A 16,603-nucleotide genomic window follows, 5' to 3' on the forward strand; every position below is an offset into this window, starting at 1 on the left:
CCGCCATAAGAAACGACGTCCAAGCGCTCGACCGCCTGCCCCCCCGCAGCGCTCTTCTCAGAACGACACTGGCGCGGGCATGCCCGCCGTCGGGCGCTGGGCTGCCTACTGGTCCAGCTCCTCCGCCGAGGTCGGCCTTCGGTGTCGCCCCCGGCCTTTGCCCATCGCCGGCCGGTCCCACTCTGCAGGCTTCGCCCGCTCGGGCGGAGGCGGATACAGAAGGGACTGGGCAGCGGCCAGGTTCTCGACGAGGCCGACCACCTGCCACTCCGTGCCCGTCCACTCTTCGATCGCTCTCGGCGCGCCAGGGTCGACGTGGACCCCGCGGTGGGGACCGATGCCGAGTGACACCGCGCGCCGCCTGCCCACCGAGGCAGCCCGGCGCTCGGCCCGACGGCGCGCCCATTCTTCCAACGGTTCGTCATGCTGCATCCAGGCATCGTGACCGAGTTCCGGGCCGGGCCGCCACCCTGTCCCTCGTCCGAGTGGTGGCACCTGAAGCGGTCACTCGACGGGGGAAGTCCGCTGGCGCCTGGGGAGGCCGGCCGGCCAAAGGCGGCCGCCGCCCGGGACGCGGGTCAGCTCCAGGCCACGACCGTTCCCGTGGCTTTCCCGTGCCTTGCAGTCGTTGTACGGCTCCTGGTCCCTGCGCCGGCTCCGGCGCGGGGATCACGGATTCCGGTGCCCGCCGGGTGGGGCTGCCCGGCTCTCGGCGGTGCCGGGTGGACCCGGTGAGGGCTCGCCCGCCGCGAGGTGCTCCAGGACCTCCGCCAGTTCCTGGCAGGCGCGGCGCACCGACCGGCGGGTCGCACGCTGCTCGGTGATGACGGAGGCGAGAAGCAGGGCGGTCAGGGCGGCGGAACCGTTGAACGCCTGGAGCTTGGCCATGATCTCGACGTCCGTCAGGTGGAGGAACGCGCCCCGCCCGGAGGTCGCCTCGAAGGTGGCGAGCACGGATGCGAAGAGCGCGCACAGCATGCTTCCGGCGAGCTGGAAGCGGAGCGCTGACCAGATCAGCAGGGGGAAGACGAGGAAGAGCATGCTCATCGGGCTGAGCACGGCCATGGGCATGAGGATCAGGGTCGTCAGCCCCAGAAAGGCCGCCTCTTTCCAGCGCCGTACGCGGAACCGTCCGGCCGGCCCCGCGAGGACGAGCAGGAGCGGGGCGACGAGCAGCACCCCCATCGTGTCGCCCACCCACCAGGCCAGCCAGACGGGCCAGAACTCGCTCTTGTCCAGGGAGCTCTTCGCCACCTGCAGTCCGACCCCCGCGGTCGCGCTGATGAGCATGGCGCCGAACCCGCCGAGGAAGACCAGGGAGAGTCCGTCCCGCAGCCGCGCCATGTCGAGCCGGAAGCCGGCCCGTCTCAGCAGCAGGAAGGCGCAGAGCGGCGCGACGGTGTTGCTGGCCACGGTGACCACGGTGGTGGGCCCCGGAGTGGTGAGGGAGGCGATGACGAGGAAGGAGCCGAGGGCGATCCCAGGCCAGACCCGCGCGCCGAGCAGCAGCAGGGCGGCGACGGCGACGCCGGTGGGAGGCCAGATGGGGGTGACCACCACGCCTTCGACGACGAGGCGTCCCATCAGACCGAGTCGTCCGGCCGCGTAGTAGCAAACCGCCACGGCCAGCGACATCAGAGCCGCCTGCGCAGAGGACCGGAACTGCCGAGTATCCAACACGTCAGCCATCAGACACCTGCCGGGCCGCCACGACCGGGCAAGGCCCCTGCGTGTCGGGCGCCGCCGTCCGGCACGGGCCCGGGCGGGTCCGAGGACCGACCCCGCCCGAGCCGGCCCGAGGCGGGCCCCTCCCGTCACTCCTCGGCAGCCGGCCGGGCCGGACCGCCGTCATAGCCGACGACCAGGACGGCCGCGTCGTCCTCGTGCCCCACCGTGGCCGCCAGCTTCATGACGGCGGTGGCGAGCGCCTCGACGTCCAGCCCGGCGACGGCGGTGATCCCGGCGAGCCGTGTCACCCGGTCCAGACCCTCGTCGACGTGGAGCGAGGGCCCCTCCACCACCCCGTCGGTCAGGAGGACGAAGACGCCGTCGGCGGTGAGCCGGTGGCGCGTGGCCGGGTAGTCGACGCCGCGCAGCACACCGAGCGGAGGCCCGCCCTCGCTGTCGTCGATGCCGGAGCGGCCGTCGGTGGTGGCCCAGATGTGGGGGATGTGACCGGCTCGGGCGCACTCCAGGGTGCCGGCAGCGGGGTCGAGTCGCAGGAAGGTGCAGGTGGCGAAGAGGTCGGCGCCCAGAGAGACGAGCAGGTCGTTGGTACGACCGAGGAGCTCTCCCGGGTCTCCGGTGACGGAGGCCAGCGCGCGCAGTGCCACGCGGACCTGTCCCATGAAGGCGGCGGCCTCGATGTTGTGTCCCTGCACGTCACCGATGGACATGCCGATCTGCCCGCCGGGCAGGGAGAAGGCGTCGTACCAGTCACCGCCGACGTTGAGCCCGTGGTTGGCGGGCTCGTAGCGGACGGCCAGCCGGGCGCCCGGAAAACTGGGCAGGTCCGCGGGCAGCATGCCGCGCTGCAGGGCCACGGCGAGCTCGACACGGGAACGCTGCGTCTCGGCCAGCTCCCGCGCCCTGGCGGTCAGCGACCCGAGCCGGACCAGAAGGTCCTCGCTGTTGTCGGCCGGCCGTCTGCGGAACATCGATCACTCCGGCGTCACGACAATCCTCGCATCACTCCGTCCCGTCTCCATCACGCGGGACCGCACGGGACCACCTCGGTACGAACAGGTCCTTCCTACTCTGCCCGGAGGGGGCAGCGTCCGCATCTCATCGGCGGAGAACGCGGCGGATCCCGGCGGGGCCACCCCACACCGCTGGAAACGAGCAGCGGTGAGGCGATTTCGAAGGCGTCGCCCCGCCCCTGACCTGCGTCCTGACCGATCAGGCCGACGCCGCTCGACGCGCAAGACACCGGCGGCCCCAACGACGCCGGCGCTACCGTTCCACGGACCGCTGGCGGCCCCAAGGACACCGGCGGCCCCAAGGACGCAGGCGCCCCCAAGGACGCCGGCGCCACCCTTCCACGGACCGCTCACTGACCCGCAGCGCGCGGGGCTGGACGGAGGACCGTGCGGCGAGGACACGGCGGCTGCTGGGGATCGCGCTGCAAAGACCCTGAGCCGTTCCGCTGCGCCGTGCCGTCATGCGGGCGGGGCCGCACACTGAGGTACTCGGCGTTGTCCTCCTCCTCGACGGGGAGGAGGGCCTTTTCGCACGCCTTGTTCGGACCCTGCCCCTGTGCTGTCATGGTCGCCTTGTGACCAGGTGCGGGGGAGGCTGCAGGAGTGCTTGGGGGCTTACGGGACGCGTCGCCCCGGGCCGTCGGTCCCTATCGGATCGTCGCCCGGCTTGGATCGGGCGGCATGGGCGAGGTGTTCCTCGCGGCAGACGAACGGCGGCCGCCGCAGCGGACCTTCGTCGCGCTGAAGACCGTACGCGGTGACCTCGCGGACGACGAGGGCTTCCGCTCTCGCTTCCGGCGCGAAATCGAGACCGGGCGGGCGGTGTCCGGCCGGTACACGGCGCGGCTCATCGACGGAGACGCGGACGGCGCACCCCCGTGGCTGGCCACCGAGTACGTGCCGGGACCGAACCTGGAGGAAGTGGTCCGCGGCGGTGGTCCGCTGCCGGAGCCGGCGGTGCGCGCCCTTGGCCGCGGTCTCGTCGCCGCCCTGCGCTCGATCCACCACGCGCGGGTCCTCCACCGCGATCTGAAGCCCGCGAACGTGCTCCTCACGAAGGCCGGCCCCAAGGTCATCGACTTCGGCATCGCCCGTGCCTTCGGCGCGAGCACCATGACCGCCACCGGAAAGATCGTCGGGTCGCCGGGGTTCATGTCACCCGAGCACGTGGCGGGCAGCGAGCACGTCGTCGCCGCCTCGGACGTCTTCTGCCTCGCCTCGCTGCTCTGTTACGCGGCGACGGGACGCGGCCCGTTCGGCGACGGCCCCGTTGCCGCCGTGCTGTTCCGCATCTCCAGGGCCGAGGCCGACCTGACGGGGCTTCCGCACGGGCTGCGCGAGGTGCTCACGCCGTGTCTGGCGCAGGACGCGTCGAGCCGTCCGGACACGGCCGAGCTGGCCCGCCTTCTCTCGGCCGGAGATCCCGCGGACGCCGACGGCGGGGGAGCGGCGGACGTCCCGTGGCCCGCACACATGACCCGTGACCTCGCTCGGCGCGAAGCCGAACTGGAAGAGCTGGACATCCGGTTGGGGGACATCGCCGCACCGGGTCTGCACGACCTGCCGACCGTGACCGCTCCCCGCCGGGTCGACGCCGCTCCCCGCCGGGCCGACGCCACTCCCCGCCGGGCCGACTCCAGGGGCCGGCGGGCCGACGCCGTGGGCCGGCGGCAGCGCCGTGGGCCGGCCGTGGCCGTCGTGGCGTCCCTGGCCCTTCTGGCCGGTGCCGGGCTCGGCGGGACCTACGCGACCGGACGGTGGCCGTGGCCGCAGTCGCGCGGCCTGGCGACTCCCGGGCCGTCCGCCTCACCGCCCGGGGCGTCCTATGACGGGCTCTCCGAGCTGACGACGGTGACCGAGATCCCGCGCGGAGACGACGGCCGGCCCGCCCCACTGACGCCGCCCGTCGCGATCGGCGACCGGATCGCCTACGCGGACAACGCCACCCTTCACGTGGTGCCCCCCGAGGACGAAGGCCGGCCGTTCGCGGCACCGGTGCCCGGCGCCCCCGGCAACCGGGCCGCCGACACCACCCCCGCCCGTCCGGGCACTCGCCGTGCTCCGTCCCTGCTCTCGGTCGGCGGCATCGTCCTGCTCGGCTACTTCGACGGCACCGTCCGCGCGCAGACCCTTCCGGAGCGCTGAACCCGCTATCCGTTCCCGACCTGACGCACCACCGAACCCCCGATGCGCCGCCGCATCCCCGGAGAACCTGGAGTCGTCGTGCTGGAACCCCTGGACGCGTCCGCCGTCCGCCGTGTCGGCCCGTACGTGCTCATCGGCCGGATCGGCGCGGGCGGCATGGGCACGGTCCATCTCGCCCGGCGGGAGGGCACCGCCGGCCTGGCGGCGGTCAAGACCGTCCGTGAGGACGCGTGTCTCGACGTGGAGTTCCGGCTGCGTTTCCGCCGGGAGGCGGACGCGGCCCGTGCCGTACGCAGCCCGTTCACTGCCCACCTGGTCGACGCGGCACCGGACGCCGGACCTCCGTGGCTGGCCACGGAGTACGTCACCGGCCCTTCGCTCGCCGAGGCGGTGACGCGGCACGGGCCGCTGCCCCTCGACGTCGTCCGGGCCCTCGGGGCCGATCTCGCGCGGGCCCTGCGCGCGATCCACGGGGCGCGGATCGTCCACCGGGACCTCAAGCCCGCCAATGTGATCTGCGCCGCGGACGGTCCCAAGGTCATCGACTTCGGCATCGCCCGGGCCTTCGACGGCACGGTCCTGACCGCTGCCGGCATGGCCGTGGGCACCCTGGGATTCATGGCTCCGGAGCAACTGGACGGCACGGGGGCCGTGGGTCCCGCCTCCGACGTCTTCAGCCTGGGCGTGCTGCTGTGCTGGGCGGCCACCGGGCGCGGCCCCTTCGACGACGCCGAGCCGGCCGCTGTGATCGCGCGGATCGCCGAGGGGCATGCTGACCTCCGGCTCGTACCGGACGGCCTGCGGGAACTCGTGCGTGCCTGCCTGGCCGTCGCCCCGAACGCACGGCCCACGACGGACGCCCTGGTCAGGGCGCTCGACCCACGGGCCGCGGGGGAGCGGCCGGGGGCCCTCTTCGCCCGTTCCGAGGAGCCGTTCCCGTGGCCTGCGGGGGTGCGGGAGCTGATCGGCGCGTACGAGGCGAAGAAGCGTGAGGTCGTGGCGTCGGCGCCGCTGGTCCCGGCTGTGCCCTCCGCCGCCGTGCCCGTACCGGCGCCGCCGGACGGGCCCTCGCGGCGGTGCCGTACGCGCATGAGGGTGGCGGTGGCGGCAGTGGCCGCGGTGCTCACCGTGACGGCGGCTCTCGTCGGCGTGCGGCTGCTCGCCCGGGACGACGGCGACGGCAGGGGAACGGGGGCGGCACCGAGTCCGTCGACCACGGTACGGCCCACCGCGCCGCCCGATCCGGTCGAACCCATGGCGAACGGGGGCAACCTCGGCGCGATCACCTGGGCCTACCCCGAGCCGGGGACGCGGGGAGCGGAGCGGCCGAAGGGCTGGAAGCCGTGGCACGCCACGGCCGGGGCCCATGTCGACGGGTGCGTGCTCGGCGTGGACCTGCTCGTGTGCAGTGACAATCAGGGCGTGGAGGCCCGCCGTCCGGCCGACGGGAAACTCGTGTGGCGGCACACGGCACCGGTCCGCACCGGCGGTGCGGTCATGACGGCGGGCCTCTCCGGGGACCGGGTGTACCTCCCGGAGGGCGGGGGCGTCCTCGTCGCGCGGCGGTCCGACGCCCGACCGCTGGCCCACTGGCCGGGAGCAGCCGGCTTCCTGCCGGAGCTGGCGGTCGCGGCGGGCGGCAGGGTCTACATCGCGTACGAGGGCGCGGGGGGAGGAGGGCTGCCCGGGGAGATGCTGTTCCGCGCGTATCGGGAGAGCGACGGCCAGAGGATCTGGGAGACCAAGGTCAAGGAGGCGTACCCCAACAGCATGACACCGGCGGCCGGCCGCCTGTACCTCACCGGCCCCGGGGGACCTGGCAGCTGGACCAGCGGGACGGTCGGCTGCTCGTCGTCGAGGGGCGAAAGACCACCGAACTGGTAGGGCCGGACGGGACCTTCTACGAGTGGATGGGGGACGACACGACACAGATTCGGGACGGGGGCACGCTCCGTGTACGTGGCGGCTTTCCCGGCCGGCCGCTGACGGCCGACGCGAGCACGGCGGTCAGCCTCTACGAGACGCAGACGGAGACCGGGAAGCTCAGGGAGCTGATCGGGAGCCGGTCCGGCGACGGGACGGTGCTGTGGCGCACGCCCTGGGACGCGACGGGCTTCATGGACCGGGGCCAGGCGCTCGTCGTAGGGCGGCGGCTCGTGCTGATCAACGGATCGGGGGTCGAAACGCGGTCGCTGACGGACGGCGCGCCGATCGCGTTCATACGGCCGGCTTCCTGGCCCGACCTGTCCGACCCCGAGCTGCCGTTGACTCTGGTCGCCGGCGACGTCGTCTTCGTCGTCAAGGACACCGGGCTGTGGTCGGTGCGCCTGCCCTGACCCCACCGGGCTGGGTCACGGGCCTGATCCGAAGCAGAGGGCGGCCTGGCGGCGCATTCGTGTGACCCGGCCAGGGCACGGGCGGCTGGTACCCGCGGGCGCGCACCTCTCTGCGTGATGCTGCCAACAGGCCGAGTGGCGACCACCAACAAGCGATCCCTCCCTGGAACTCCCGACGGAATGGACGTCGGGTCAGGAGTCGATCTCCCAGTGGACTCGCGGTCGGCGGAACCAGTGCAGATGGGCGAAGGCCCGCTCGACAACCCAGCGCATGGTGCCCAGACCGGAGCCGCGTTCGGTGCCGCGTCGCGCGATCGGAGGCTTCACGCTGAGGTCCTGGACAAGGCGGCGGTACGTGTCGTGGTCGCAGCTGCGGTCGCCGAGCACTACGTCGGGACGGTGCCGGGGCCGGCCGCGCTTGCCCCGCACGGGAGGCACGGCCTGGAGCAGTGGGAATCGGGCGGCGATCGACGAGATGAGTTGTGGGCAGTGATCGAGCCGTTGCTGCCGAAGGGTGAGCCGATGTTCCACGGCTTCGGCCGAGCCACCCCACACCCCGATCGACGGTCGGAGTGATCCAGCCACAGCAACCGGCACTCGGAGGACTCTGGCGTCGGCAGGGTTCCGGGGTTCGGGGGCATAGTGTCTCCTTCCGAATGGGCCGTTGGCCGGGGACCCAGCCGCGAACGGGTGGCCCCACCGTCCTCCCACGTCCCAGCAGGCCACGCCCGGCTGAACTGGATTCCTCGTCGGCACCGAGCCCCGCGGCATCGCCTTCGCGGTCGCCGCGTGCCGCGGTGCACGCGGCTTCATTGCAGGCCGGCGTGCCGGTCGGCGTCCGGACCAGGTCGGTGTCGGTGTCTGTGTCGATGTGGTTGACGTGGGCGATGCCGACTGCGATCCCCTGTCGGGCGACTTCGGCGGGCAGCGCGTGGGGCGAAGGCTTCCACGCCGGACGTGGAGGCGCCGTCGGGGCGACGTTCCGCGCGGTGCTGCTGTGGCACTTGCGGTCGCCCTCCCCATGCTCGGACGCCGCACACGGCTTGTCCGCCGCCACCGACGTCGCCGGTCCGGCCGGGATGGCGGCCACTGTCGCGGCGGTCAGGAGCACGCTCACGCTCTTCATACGCATGTCCGCCAACCCGGCGCGGAGGCTGCCGTCCGGGGCCGGGGGCGGTGATCACTCCCTCGTGCACCGGTGTCCGCGCCGTTCGAGCACGCCGTGCCGCAGTGCCTGGACTGTCTCGCCCACGCCGATGTCCTCCGCCAAGTCCTGTGTGGGTCGCTGCTGTTCAACGAAACGGCATGGTCTGGAACCTGCACCTCAGAGGGCCATCCGACTTGAAAGGGTTCACCATTTCATGACAGACATCAGCAATTCGGTTGAACCAACAGCAGGCGGCTTCATCACGAATTGCACCGTGGAGCCACTTGCGATGATCATGTGATCATCAGGGCGGCTCCTGTCGCCCGCACGACCAGGGGGGTTTCATGCGCAAGTCCGTCTCCACCATCCTCACCGCTGTCGCACTGACCGTCGGCAGCACCGTGGCCCTCGCCACTCCAGCCGGCGCGACCACGAGCGAGCCGGGCCCCATGGCCATGGCTGCCGGCACCCAGATCTGTTACAAGGCGCACGTGCAGAACGTCGGTTGGGAAGACCCCCTGGCCTGCGACGGCCAGCAGTCCGGCACCACGGGCCAGGCCCGCAACATCGAGGCGCTGGCCATCCAGTCCAAGGGCGTCGGACAGCTGTGCGCGTGGGCCCACGTTCAGAACCAGGGCTGGGATCTCGAGCCGTCGTGCACCGACTACGACGGCCAGATGGTGGTCATCGGCACCGTCGGCCAGAACCGCGCGATCGAGGCCGTCTACGTCGAGGTGAGCCTTGGAGGCGTCGCCGCCAAGGCTCACCTCCGCAACTACGGTTGGACGGAGTGGACGCCCTACAGCCACTACGTCTCCATCGGCACCACCGGCCAGAACCGTCCGATGGAGGCCATCAAGCTCGCCGTGCAGCGGTAAACCGCGGGCATGAAAGGGGAGCGGGCGGCGGGCAGGGAGACAGCCCTTCACGCCGCCCGCTTTCGAGCTTCCCGGCCCGCGCACGCGCACAGGCGGCACCTGGGAGGCGATCCTGGCCCCGTCCTGACAGCGGCGGACGCCGCCGACGACCTCGACTGGACCGTGTCCTAGGGCCGGGATACCGCTGTCCGCGTCCGCGCGAGGTGGGCGAGGAGCCGGTCGGGGCCCCAGCTCACGATCCCTCGGGCCACGATCCCTCGGGCCACGATCCCTCGGGCCACGATCCCTCGGGCCGCGACCGAAATCACGTACGCGGTCGCCCGGTCCTCCGCCGACGTCCTCAGCCACGGGCCCACTCCGCCGTCCCGTGCGAGCCCCAGACCAGGGCCGCCGCGTCCTCGGACATCGGCACCGTGGAGGGCCACGCGACGCCCGCCGGCGGCACCACCGCACGGCGGCTCAGGTCGAAACCCGGGTAGACCAACACCAGCAGTCCGGAGAGGACGCCCGCCTGGCCGTGGACCGGGCCTTCACCCTTACGACAGCATCGGCCACGTCGACCGACTCCACCGGCATGTTCTCCACTGACCCGGCAGCAGCCTTTCCAGCTGCGGCCGCACGGTGCTCACGGCGCAGAGCCGTCGACGCTGTCCCCCTGGGGTAGGTCGACTTCGGGGCGATGTCAACCGCCATCGAACGACGACCAACCGTCACGCTGCGCACGCGACCACAAGAAGTGGACGAGAGCCTGTGAACGAAGAACGTATGGAGGTGGTTCTGGAGAACGTTCTGGCCTCGGCGGTGGGTGAGATGTCGGCGAGTATGGGAAACGCTCTCCGAGCAGGCTCGCGATCGACGTTCTCCGTGAGGTGGAATGGGAGCGCTCGGCGTCGCTGGCGTCGATAGAACGGGGGTGCATGGTGGGGACGATCCTCAAGGGCATGAACCGCGTTCGGTGGCACGAGTTGACGCACGCGTATGGATCAGCGGAAGAGGTTCCGGGCCGGCTGTCACGGGTGGCGTGGGGCGATGCGCTGACCAGTGCTTCGGCGTTGAGTGATCTTGGGCTGTGGCTTGGCGAGCTGTCCCTCTTCGACGCGACTGCCGAGGCGGTTCCGTTGCTGTGGGATCTCGCGGTGACTGACGCTGTCGCCAGCCGCTCCGGTGTGGTCCAGCTGCTCATGACGATCCTCGAACAGGCCAATCCTTCCCGGCTCGACGTTCAATACGCGGCCCATCAGGCCGTGCTCGACGGCAGAGGCCTGGCAGTCAGGCTGGCCGATGACGGAGATCCCGCCGTGCAGGCAGCGGCACAGGACTTGATGGCCGCGATCGACAACCACGTCTGCAAGGCCTGTCGTCGCGCCTGACCGCAGGTCCGTTGTTGCTGACGCGGCGGCCGGTTGATGACGCTCGTGGCATTCGGCTCTGACTGCGATTGCGCGATGGCGAAAGTCCGGGCGAACGAGGCTATGCCAGAGTGAGAACCATGACCCGTTCCGATCGTGATGACGAGCTGACCCCATTCCTTCAGGGCTCTACTTCGGCGTCATGGTCTGTTAGAGCGGCCTCAGGCCGACGTCTTGCGGCCGTCGCGGAGGTGCCCGAAGTGGCTGAGGTCCTGCAGCGGTTGTTGCTGGATGGTCGCGATACGTTCGTCACTCAAGAGACGGCGGAGGCTCTGCTCGGACGCTGGGACGTCCTTGGTCTGCGCATGGTCCTGGCCGCGCTCGCCAGCGCCGATGACGACACTGGCGATCATCTTGCTGCTGCAATCCTCAATGTCTGCGGTCAGTCCAAGGAGGACGGGGAACGGCTCGCGGCACTGTGCTCGGCGTTGACATCGGATGCAGATATGGCCGTGAGCGGGGAAGCCCACCGGATTCTCGAACCACTGCGGTGACCTGACCGCTACTCACCCTGAGTCAGAATCTGGGTCCGGAGGAGCGTGAGGCACGGTCCTTGGCATCGGAGCGCGTTGCAAAGCCTGAACCGTTCGCTGCGTCGTGTCGCCAAGTGCGTGCAGGCCTCCCAGGTCGTGTCGCGATCGGTCTCAGCCAGTGGGCGGGACATGCGGATCATGGACAAGGACGCGTACTGGCTGGACACGCGGATGAATGACGGCGGCACCTGCACCTACGCCACCGGCGGCGGCCAACCGGTGATCTGCAAGCTGACCGCGGCCTAACCTCTCCGGGCACCAAGGGCAACGGCCCCCACCCTGGTTTCAGGGTGGGGGCCGGATTCTCTCCATAGCAGACGCTCAGGCCGGAGAAAGGAGGACGCCGGGCAGGTCACCGGCCCTGACGACATCCTCGCTGATGGTCACGCCCGTGTAGGCGCCCACAGCGGTGAACACCAGCTCCGGCAGACGCTCACCATGCACCTCGAAGTGCTCGACCACCTCGGCCTCGCAGACCTCCGGCATCGAGGGAAACACCGCGCCCGCAGCGCTGAGGGGGGCGGCATCCAGGGCCGAGCCCTGCCCGGTGTCGGTGCCGAAGTCGGCTCGGAACGCGCACGCCCCGGGGGCATGGATGACCAGGGCCGTAGGGCTGAAGCGGTTGGCGGTCAGGCAGAGGATCTCCTCACCCTCGCAGGGAAGCATCGACTCGACCTTGCCCTGGTAACCGGTCGCCCAGGTGGCCATGCCCGAGTCCTCCAACACAAACGTCCAATCGCCGCACACGCCGTACATGGCGCGGTAGGACGGAGAGGAAGATCGGCCCGACCCCCCGGCCGGCACGCGAAGCTCCCGGCACGGGGTACGCGCGTCCAGCTCGTCGAGGTCGGCACCCAGGTCGATGAGGAATTCGTCCGCCGCCACGCCTCTCGCCAGGGTCAGTGAGATGCCACCGAGCATCCCTGGCATGGCTGATGCAGGGGTGTGGTGATGTGCGCCTATCCACGCGATGCCGTCTCTCATGCCGTTCAGACTATGGACCCTGCGCTACCACCCGTCGCTGATGGGCGAGGGTTGCCCGGGCGATCCGGCTTTCACCGGCACGCCGGCTCGCCAGCTCGAACCCACGGCGCTGCGCGGTTCAGGAGATGAGGGCCGAGGGCCCGTTCATGAGGCGGTACCGGGAACCCGGCACCCGCGTGCGGCAGGGATGAGATCTTGGGCGCACTCCTCAACCGGTCCGACTGTCGACACCGAGACATGGATCGCAGCGCCTCTCAGGCGAGACGGGTGCTGCTTCTCATGGTCGGGCGCGCCTGGTCTCGTTCGTCGCGTCGGTCGATTGGGTTATCAGTTGGTTGAACCACCATCTGCGCACCCGGGCGCCGGTAGTGACCTGTGGAGTCTTCCTCGGTAGGCGCCGCGGCCCCTGGCTCCTGGTACGGCGCTGCCATGCCAGGTACAGCACGCGGCGCAGTCGTCGTACCGGATGACCGAGCGCCGCCGCGTAATGACTCGCTTCCGGACCTCCCCGTGGATGAGTGCGTCCGAGGGCATGAATTCGTAGGCCCTTGCCATGTTCCCCAATGCTTCCGACCAGCGCTGTCGTGCACGGTGGAAAGCGACCACCGCCCCCACGCCGGCCGTTTCCGCTGCTGCGGAGACAACTGCCCCAGTGTCGACTCCGCGTCGAGCCGTTCATCCGCGTCCTCGAACGGAGCAGCCCACAGCGCGCTGATCGTGTCGACGGATGCCTCGAAGTCCTCGGGTCGCCCCACCCTGTTGCCTTCATCCCGCACCCGGTCGTCGATCACGCGGTAGACGTAACCTCTGACGTTCTCGATCTGGCGCCCTTTCTTGTGGTTGACCAGCACGGTCATGAGGGCGTCCTGCACCACGTCCTCGGCCGACAGCCGGGACAAGGGGATGCCCTTGCACCGCTGCAACCGCTCCGCGTGGCGCACCAGCGCGGCGCCTTCCTCACCGTGCAGCCCGCGGCACCGAGTCGATGAGCCGGCCACTCTCATCGCCGTCGAGCATGAGCGACCGCGCACGTCCCTGCTCGAGCCTCTCCGGCCCCTGAACGCACCTCACGGGCACACCTTCCTGAGCCGACTCGTCGGCCGATCGTTCCCTGAACCGTCTGCACGTCACCGGGGCGCCTTCGATGGCCCCTCACGTGAGACAGGGGACGTCCTTGGCCTTCCGGATGACGGCAGGGCGGCACTTCCTCCGATTGATCTCAAACGACCTCGGTTGCGTTGCCGTCGTGGGCGTGGCGCTCCGCGCGCTGGACCACGGGCAGGTTCACCCAGTGCTTGTAGAGCGCGATTCCGCTGACATGTAGTTCCCCGAGTGGCCCGCGCTTCGGCAGGTAGAGGTGCAGCGGAACCGTGCGCTTCACCTCCTTGCCCTCGAACGACCACCGTCCCCGGTACAGGGTGCTGCGGCTGATCCAGCGCCGAGGAATGCCCAGATGGTCCGCGTAGTCGCCGGGCGACGGGAAGCTCTGTCCCACCTTGGCCTGCACCTCCTCCTGCGCATCCGTGATCGCGCGCAGCACCTGTGCGCGGCGCAGGCCGTTGGTACGGACCCGGTTCAGCAGCCACCGGGCGGCCAGAATCAGGCCGAAGAGGACAGCGGGAATCCCCACGAAGGCGACGAGCAGCACAGGCAGGAACGACCGTTCCCATGCGTCGACGGGGGGCGGGCCTCCGACCGTCGACGGCTGCTTGCTGACGAGCACATAGCCGACGACGAACGTGATCGCCGTGATGACTACCGCCGTCGTCGTGCCGAGCGCCGTTGCCAGTACCTGCGACGCCCGGGCGATGTGCCGTGAGATGCTCCCGCGGTGCAGATCGGTGAGCCGGGCGAGTTCTGCGTGCGAGTATCCGACCCCCTTCGCCAGAAGAATCAGCCGGCGCTGCTGCGGTGACATCGCCCGCAGGACGCTGTGCGTGTCCAGTCGATCCGCGACATCGTCTGCCTCCTCCACCTCCGACACCCAGAGAACCCGGGGGCGGCCGGCGGAGTGGGTGGTCGTGTCGACCGGGTCGGCGTACCCACGCCGCTTCACTTCGTCGCTGACCTGGTTCGAAATGATGCCGTAGAGATAGCGGTCCACTCGCAGGATCGGGTGTCCCGACTCCTTCTTCGACAGCACGACGACGATGGCGTCCTGCACCACGTCCTCCGCGCTCAGCCGGGATTCCGGAATGCCGTGCATCTGCAGCAGGGACCGGGCCCGCGTCACCATACGCGGGCCGAGCAAGTTGTAGACCTCCGCAACGACATCGCCGAGGGGACGCTGCTCAAGCTGCGTCATGCTTCTTCTCCTCCGCGCGGCTGCCCGACCGGGTCCTGCGCGTCAGCTCCGAGCGGGCCCGGATCACCGCGGCCTTTCCTTCCGCGCGTGCACGTTCGGCCTGCCCCCGCGCGGCGATCAGCTCGGCTCGTCCCCGATCCCTGTACCGGCCTGCAACGCTGCCGACCAGCTTCTTCAGACTTGATCCCGCGACCATGACCAGCAACACGGCGATGACCTCCACGGCGACATCCCTTCAGTCTGTCCCCACCGGCTCGTCCTGTGGGACACGTTCACTGAAGTACGTGGAGCTGGACGGCGCCTTGCATGACAGGTGCCGAAAACAATCTTGAATCGAGCTGTGGAGCGGTCCCACTCAAGGGAAGGTGCTGCTGCCGGACTCGGCGGGGATCGTCCAACATGCCCTGGGGCCGCAACTGCCGGGCACACTCCATAGGGGCCCTGTCCTTTACTCCTGACAGGTTCGTGTCCACAGCCAATCCGATGGCATCAGCGTCGGCTGCCACAGAAGATCTCGCCGGATGTGTCGGTGCGTGGGAAGGCCGAGTGAACGAGCAGAGTCCCCGAACGGCGACCTGAACCGAGGCAGCCAGGGCTTCCTGAGCGCCCAAGCGCCCAGTCTGCACGGAGCTGCGGTAGCTCCGGCGTCCATCGTCACGCGTCACGCGTCACGCGTCCATCGTCACGCGTCACGCCGGGCGCCGAACTCGATCTGCTGCCCGGCCGGTTGGCAACGAGCCTGGCGGCCCGGGTCGCCAACCGGCCCGGCGTCGAAGTCGTATGCGACGTCTCGGGCTGACCGGCCGGTGTACTCGCCTAGATCGCCCTATCATCGACCTGGGGACGCTATGCGGCGTGGAGCGGGGGTTGGTGGACGTGCGGTTCGTCTGGGTTCACGGAACAGGTGTGCGCCGAGAGCGGCACGATCATCTCTTCGGGCTGGTCAGAGAGGGGCTCGCCGCGCGCTTTCCTCAGGCGGAGATCACGTCCTGCTACTGGGGAGACGACCACGGCGCGCGGCTGGCGTCGTCGGGCGCCTCGGTTCCCGTGCCCCGGGCGGGGCGGGCGGGCGGCGATTCCCTGGCCACCGTGCCGCCCACGGAGCTTGCAGTGGCCGAGTGGCAGCTTCTGGTGACCGACCCGCTGTGCGAGCTGCGGCTGCTGCCAGAGTTGGGCACTGACGACGAGACCCTGGGCATGCCCGGAGTACGGGCCGCCGGCGCAGAGGTCGCGGACCTCATGGCCGGCCTGCCGCATCGCCCGGCCGACGACGACGAGCTGGGCGGGCTCCTGAGGAGCACCTGCCTGGTCGGGGCGTACGCCGAGACGCTGGATCTCGTGGCGCAATCGGAGGAGTTCGAAGCGGCGTGTGCCGCTGCTTCCGACCAAGCGGCGGCGCGTGAGGTGGTGGCTGCGGCCGCTCGGGCCGTCGTCGCGCAACTGCTTGCCGAAGCTGGGGAGTCGGCGCTTTGCACAGGGGACGAACGCGACCGGATGGTCGACATCCTGACGAGCCGCCTCGGCGGCACCGGCCGTGGCGCCGTGGGCCGGGCGGGCGGTGTGCTGCTCCGCCTCGGGATGCGCCTCACGACCCAGCCGGCTCTGAACCACTGGCGAGGGTCGATCACCACCCGTTCGGTTCCCGCCGTCGGCGACATCCTGCGCTACCAGGCACGGGGAGGCCCGCTCAGGGACAGCCTCACCCGGCACATCACGGCTGCGGACGAGCCGACCGTGGTCCTGGGACACAGCCTGGGCGGCATTGCCCTGGTCGACGTCCTGGCCCTTGCCGCGATCAGCCAGGAACCACTGCGCAACGTGCGGCTTCTCGTGACTGTCGGCTCCCAGGCACCGCTCCTCCACGAGCTGGGAGCTCTCACCGGGCTTCCGCCCGGTGCGTCGCTGCCGCCGGGCTTTCCGCGCTGGCTCAACATCTACGACCGGGCGGACCTTCTGGCCTACCTGGCTGAGCCGGTTTTCACCGCGCCGTCCCGGGTGGCCGACCACGAGGTAGCCAGCCGCCAGCCCTTCCCCGTGTGTCACAGTGCCTACTGGAAGCTGGACGCGGTGTACGACCGGATCGCGAAGGAGATCGAGGAGCTGGGGTGACCGGATCGTTCACACCGCGCTTCGATCTCGTACCGCACCGCGTTCACGCCCTGGTGGT

The 16,603-nt window shown here is 70.5% G+C and carries 15 protein-coding genes; 7 read left to right on the forward strand and 8 right to left on the reverse strand.

The features are described from left to right. Window positions 1-105: 105 nt before the first annotated feature. From ACFQ79_RS11495 to ACFQ79_RS11505, 3 genes are all read right to left on the reverse strand, one after another. Window positions 106-432: a DUF6087 family protein gene (locus ACFQ79_RS11495; protein ID WP_383581581.1), complete on the reverse strand. Its 327-nt coding sequence runs from the start codon at window positions 430-432 to the stop codon at window positions 106-108. A 237-nt stretch (window positions 433-669) separates the two neighbouring features. Beyond that, a complete protein-coding gene (locus ACFQ79_RS11500; RefSeq protein WP_383581584.1) occupies window positions 670-1,635 on the reverse strand; it encodes an MASE1 domain-containing protein in 966 nt (321 codons plus the stop codon). A gap of 179 nt (window positions 1,636-1,814) precedes the next feature. Next, window positions 1,815-2,657: a PP2C family protein-serine/threonine phosphatase gene (locus ACFQ79_RS11505; RefSeq protein WP_383581586.1), complete on the reverse strand. Its 843-nt coding sequence runs from the start codon at window positions 2,655-2,657 to the stop codon at window positions 1,815-1,817. A gap of 645 nt (window positions 2,658-3,302) precedes the next feature. Between ACFQ79_RS11505 and ACFQ79_RS11510 the strand changes: the two genes are divergently transcribed. The 3 genes from ACFQ79_RS11510 to ACFQ79_RS11520 all read left to right on the forward strand — a co-directional run bounded on the left by ACFQ79_RS11510 (window position 3,303) and on the right by ACFQ79_RS11520 (window position 7,180). Next, a complete protein-coding gene (locus ACFQ79_RS11510; protein WP_383581588.1) occupies window positions 3,303-4,844 on the forward strand; it encodes a protein kinase in 1,542 nt (513 codons plus the stop codon). Window positions 4,845-4,922: 78 nt separating this feature from the next. Further along, window positions 4,923-6,728: a serine/threonine-protein kinase gene (locus tag ACFQ79_RS11515; protein ID WP_383581590.1), complete on the forward strand. Its 1,806-nt coding sequence runs from the start codon at window positions 4,923-4,925 to the stop codon at window positions 6,726-6,728. A 26-nt stretch (window positions 6,729-6,754) separates the two neighbouring features. Further along, window positions 6,755-7,180 (forward strand): hypothetical protein, encoded by a 426-nt coding sequence (locus ACFQ79_RS11520; protein ID WP_383581592.1) that lies wholly within the window; start codon window positions 6,755-6,757, stop codon window positions 7,178-7,180. 192 nt (window positions 7,181-7,372) lie between these two features. Here ACFQ79_RS11520 and ACFQ79_RS11525 read toward each other — a convergent pair whose 3' ends face one another. Next, window positions 7,373-7,618 carry a hypothetical protein gene (locus ACFQ79_RS11525; RefSeq protein ID WP_383581594.1) on the reverse strand — a complete coding sequence of 82 codons (246 nt, stop codon included), beginning with the start codon at window positions 7,616-7,618 and terminating at the stop codon, window positions 7,373-7,375. A gap of 1,053 nt (window positions 7,619-8,671) precedes the next feature. Between ACFQ79_RS11525 and ACFQ79_RS11530 the strand changes: the two genes are divergently transcribed. Further along, window positions 8,672-9,205: a hypothetical protein gene (locus ACFQ79_RS11530; protein WP_383581596.1), complete on the forward strand. Its 534-nt coding sequence runs from the start codon at window positions 8,672-8,674 to the stop codon at window positions 9,203-9,205. Between the two features lie 340 nt (window positions 9,206-9,545). Here the strand turns inward: ACFQ79_RS11530 and ACFQ79_RS11535 are convergent, their stop codons facing one another. Next, window positions 9,546-9,692, reverse strand: coding sequence for a hypothetical protein (locus tag ACFQ79_RS11535; RefSeq protein WP_383581599.1), 147 nt, complete (start codon window positions 9,690-9,692; stop codon window positions 9,546-9,548). A gap of 430 nt (window positions 9,693-10,122) precedes the next feature. On the opposite strand from ACFQ79_RS11535, the gene ACFQ79_RS11540 reads away from it, so the two are divergent. Beyond that, window positions 10,123-10,575: a hypothetical protein gene (locus tag ACFQ79_RS11540; protein WP_383581601.1), complete on the forward strand. Its 453-nt coding sequence runs from the start codon at window positions 10,123-10,125 to the stop codon at window positions 10,573-10,575. A gap of 119 nt (window positions 10,576-10,694) precedes the next feature. Next, window positions 10,695-11,108 carry a hypothetical protein gene (locus tag ACFQ79_RS11545; RefSeq protein ID WP_383581603.1) on the forward strand — a complete coding sequence of 138 codons (414 nt, stop codon included), beginning with the start codon at window positions 10,695-10,697 and terminating at the stop codon, window positions 11,106-11,108. A gap of 360 nt (window positions 11,109-11,468) precedes the next feature. Here ACFQ79_RS11545 and ACFQ79_RS11550 read toward each other — a convergent pair whose 3' ends face one another. The 3 genes from ACFQ79_RS11550 to ACFQ79_RS11560 all read right to left on the reverse strand — a co-directional run bounded on the left by ACFQ79_RS11550 (window position 11,469) and on the right by ACFQ79_RS11560 (window position 14,659). Next, entirely contained in the window at window positions 11,469-12,131 is a 663-nt protein-coding gene (locus ACFQ79_RS11550; RefSeq protein ID WP_383581605.1) for a hypothetical protein, read from the reverse strand. Window positions 12,132-13,350: 1,219 nt separating this feature from the next. Beyond that, window positions 13,351-14,436, reverse strand: coding sequence for an RNA polymerase sigma factor (locus tag ACFQ79_RS11555; RefSeq protein ID WP_383581607.1), 1,086 nt, complete (start codon window positions 14,434-14,436; stop codon window positions 13,351-13,353). Beyond that, window positions 14,423-14,659: a hypothetical protein gene (locus tag ACFQ79_RS11560; protein WP_383581609.1), complete on the reverse strand. Its 237-nt coding sequence runs from the start codon at window positions 14,657-14,659 to the stop codon at window positions 14,423-14,425. The genes ACFQ79_RS11555 and ACFQ79_RS11560 overlap by 14 nt, the downstream gene beginning before the upstream one ends. Before the next feature lie 647 nt (window positions 14,660-15,306). On the opposite strand from ACFQ79_RS11560, the gene ACFQ79_RS11565 reads away from it, so the two are divergent. Continuing rightward, entirely contained in the window at window positions 15,307-16,545 is a 1,239-nt protein-coding gene (locus ACFQ79_RS11565) for a hypothetical protein (protein WP_383581611.1), read from the forward strand. Window positions 16,546-16,603 lie beyond the last annotated feature (58 nt).

Source organism: Streptomyces sp. NPDC056480 (assembly GCF_042795405.1).
GTDB lineage: Bacteria > Actinomycetota > Actinomycetes > Streptomycetales > Streptomycetaceae > Streptomyces.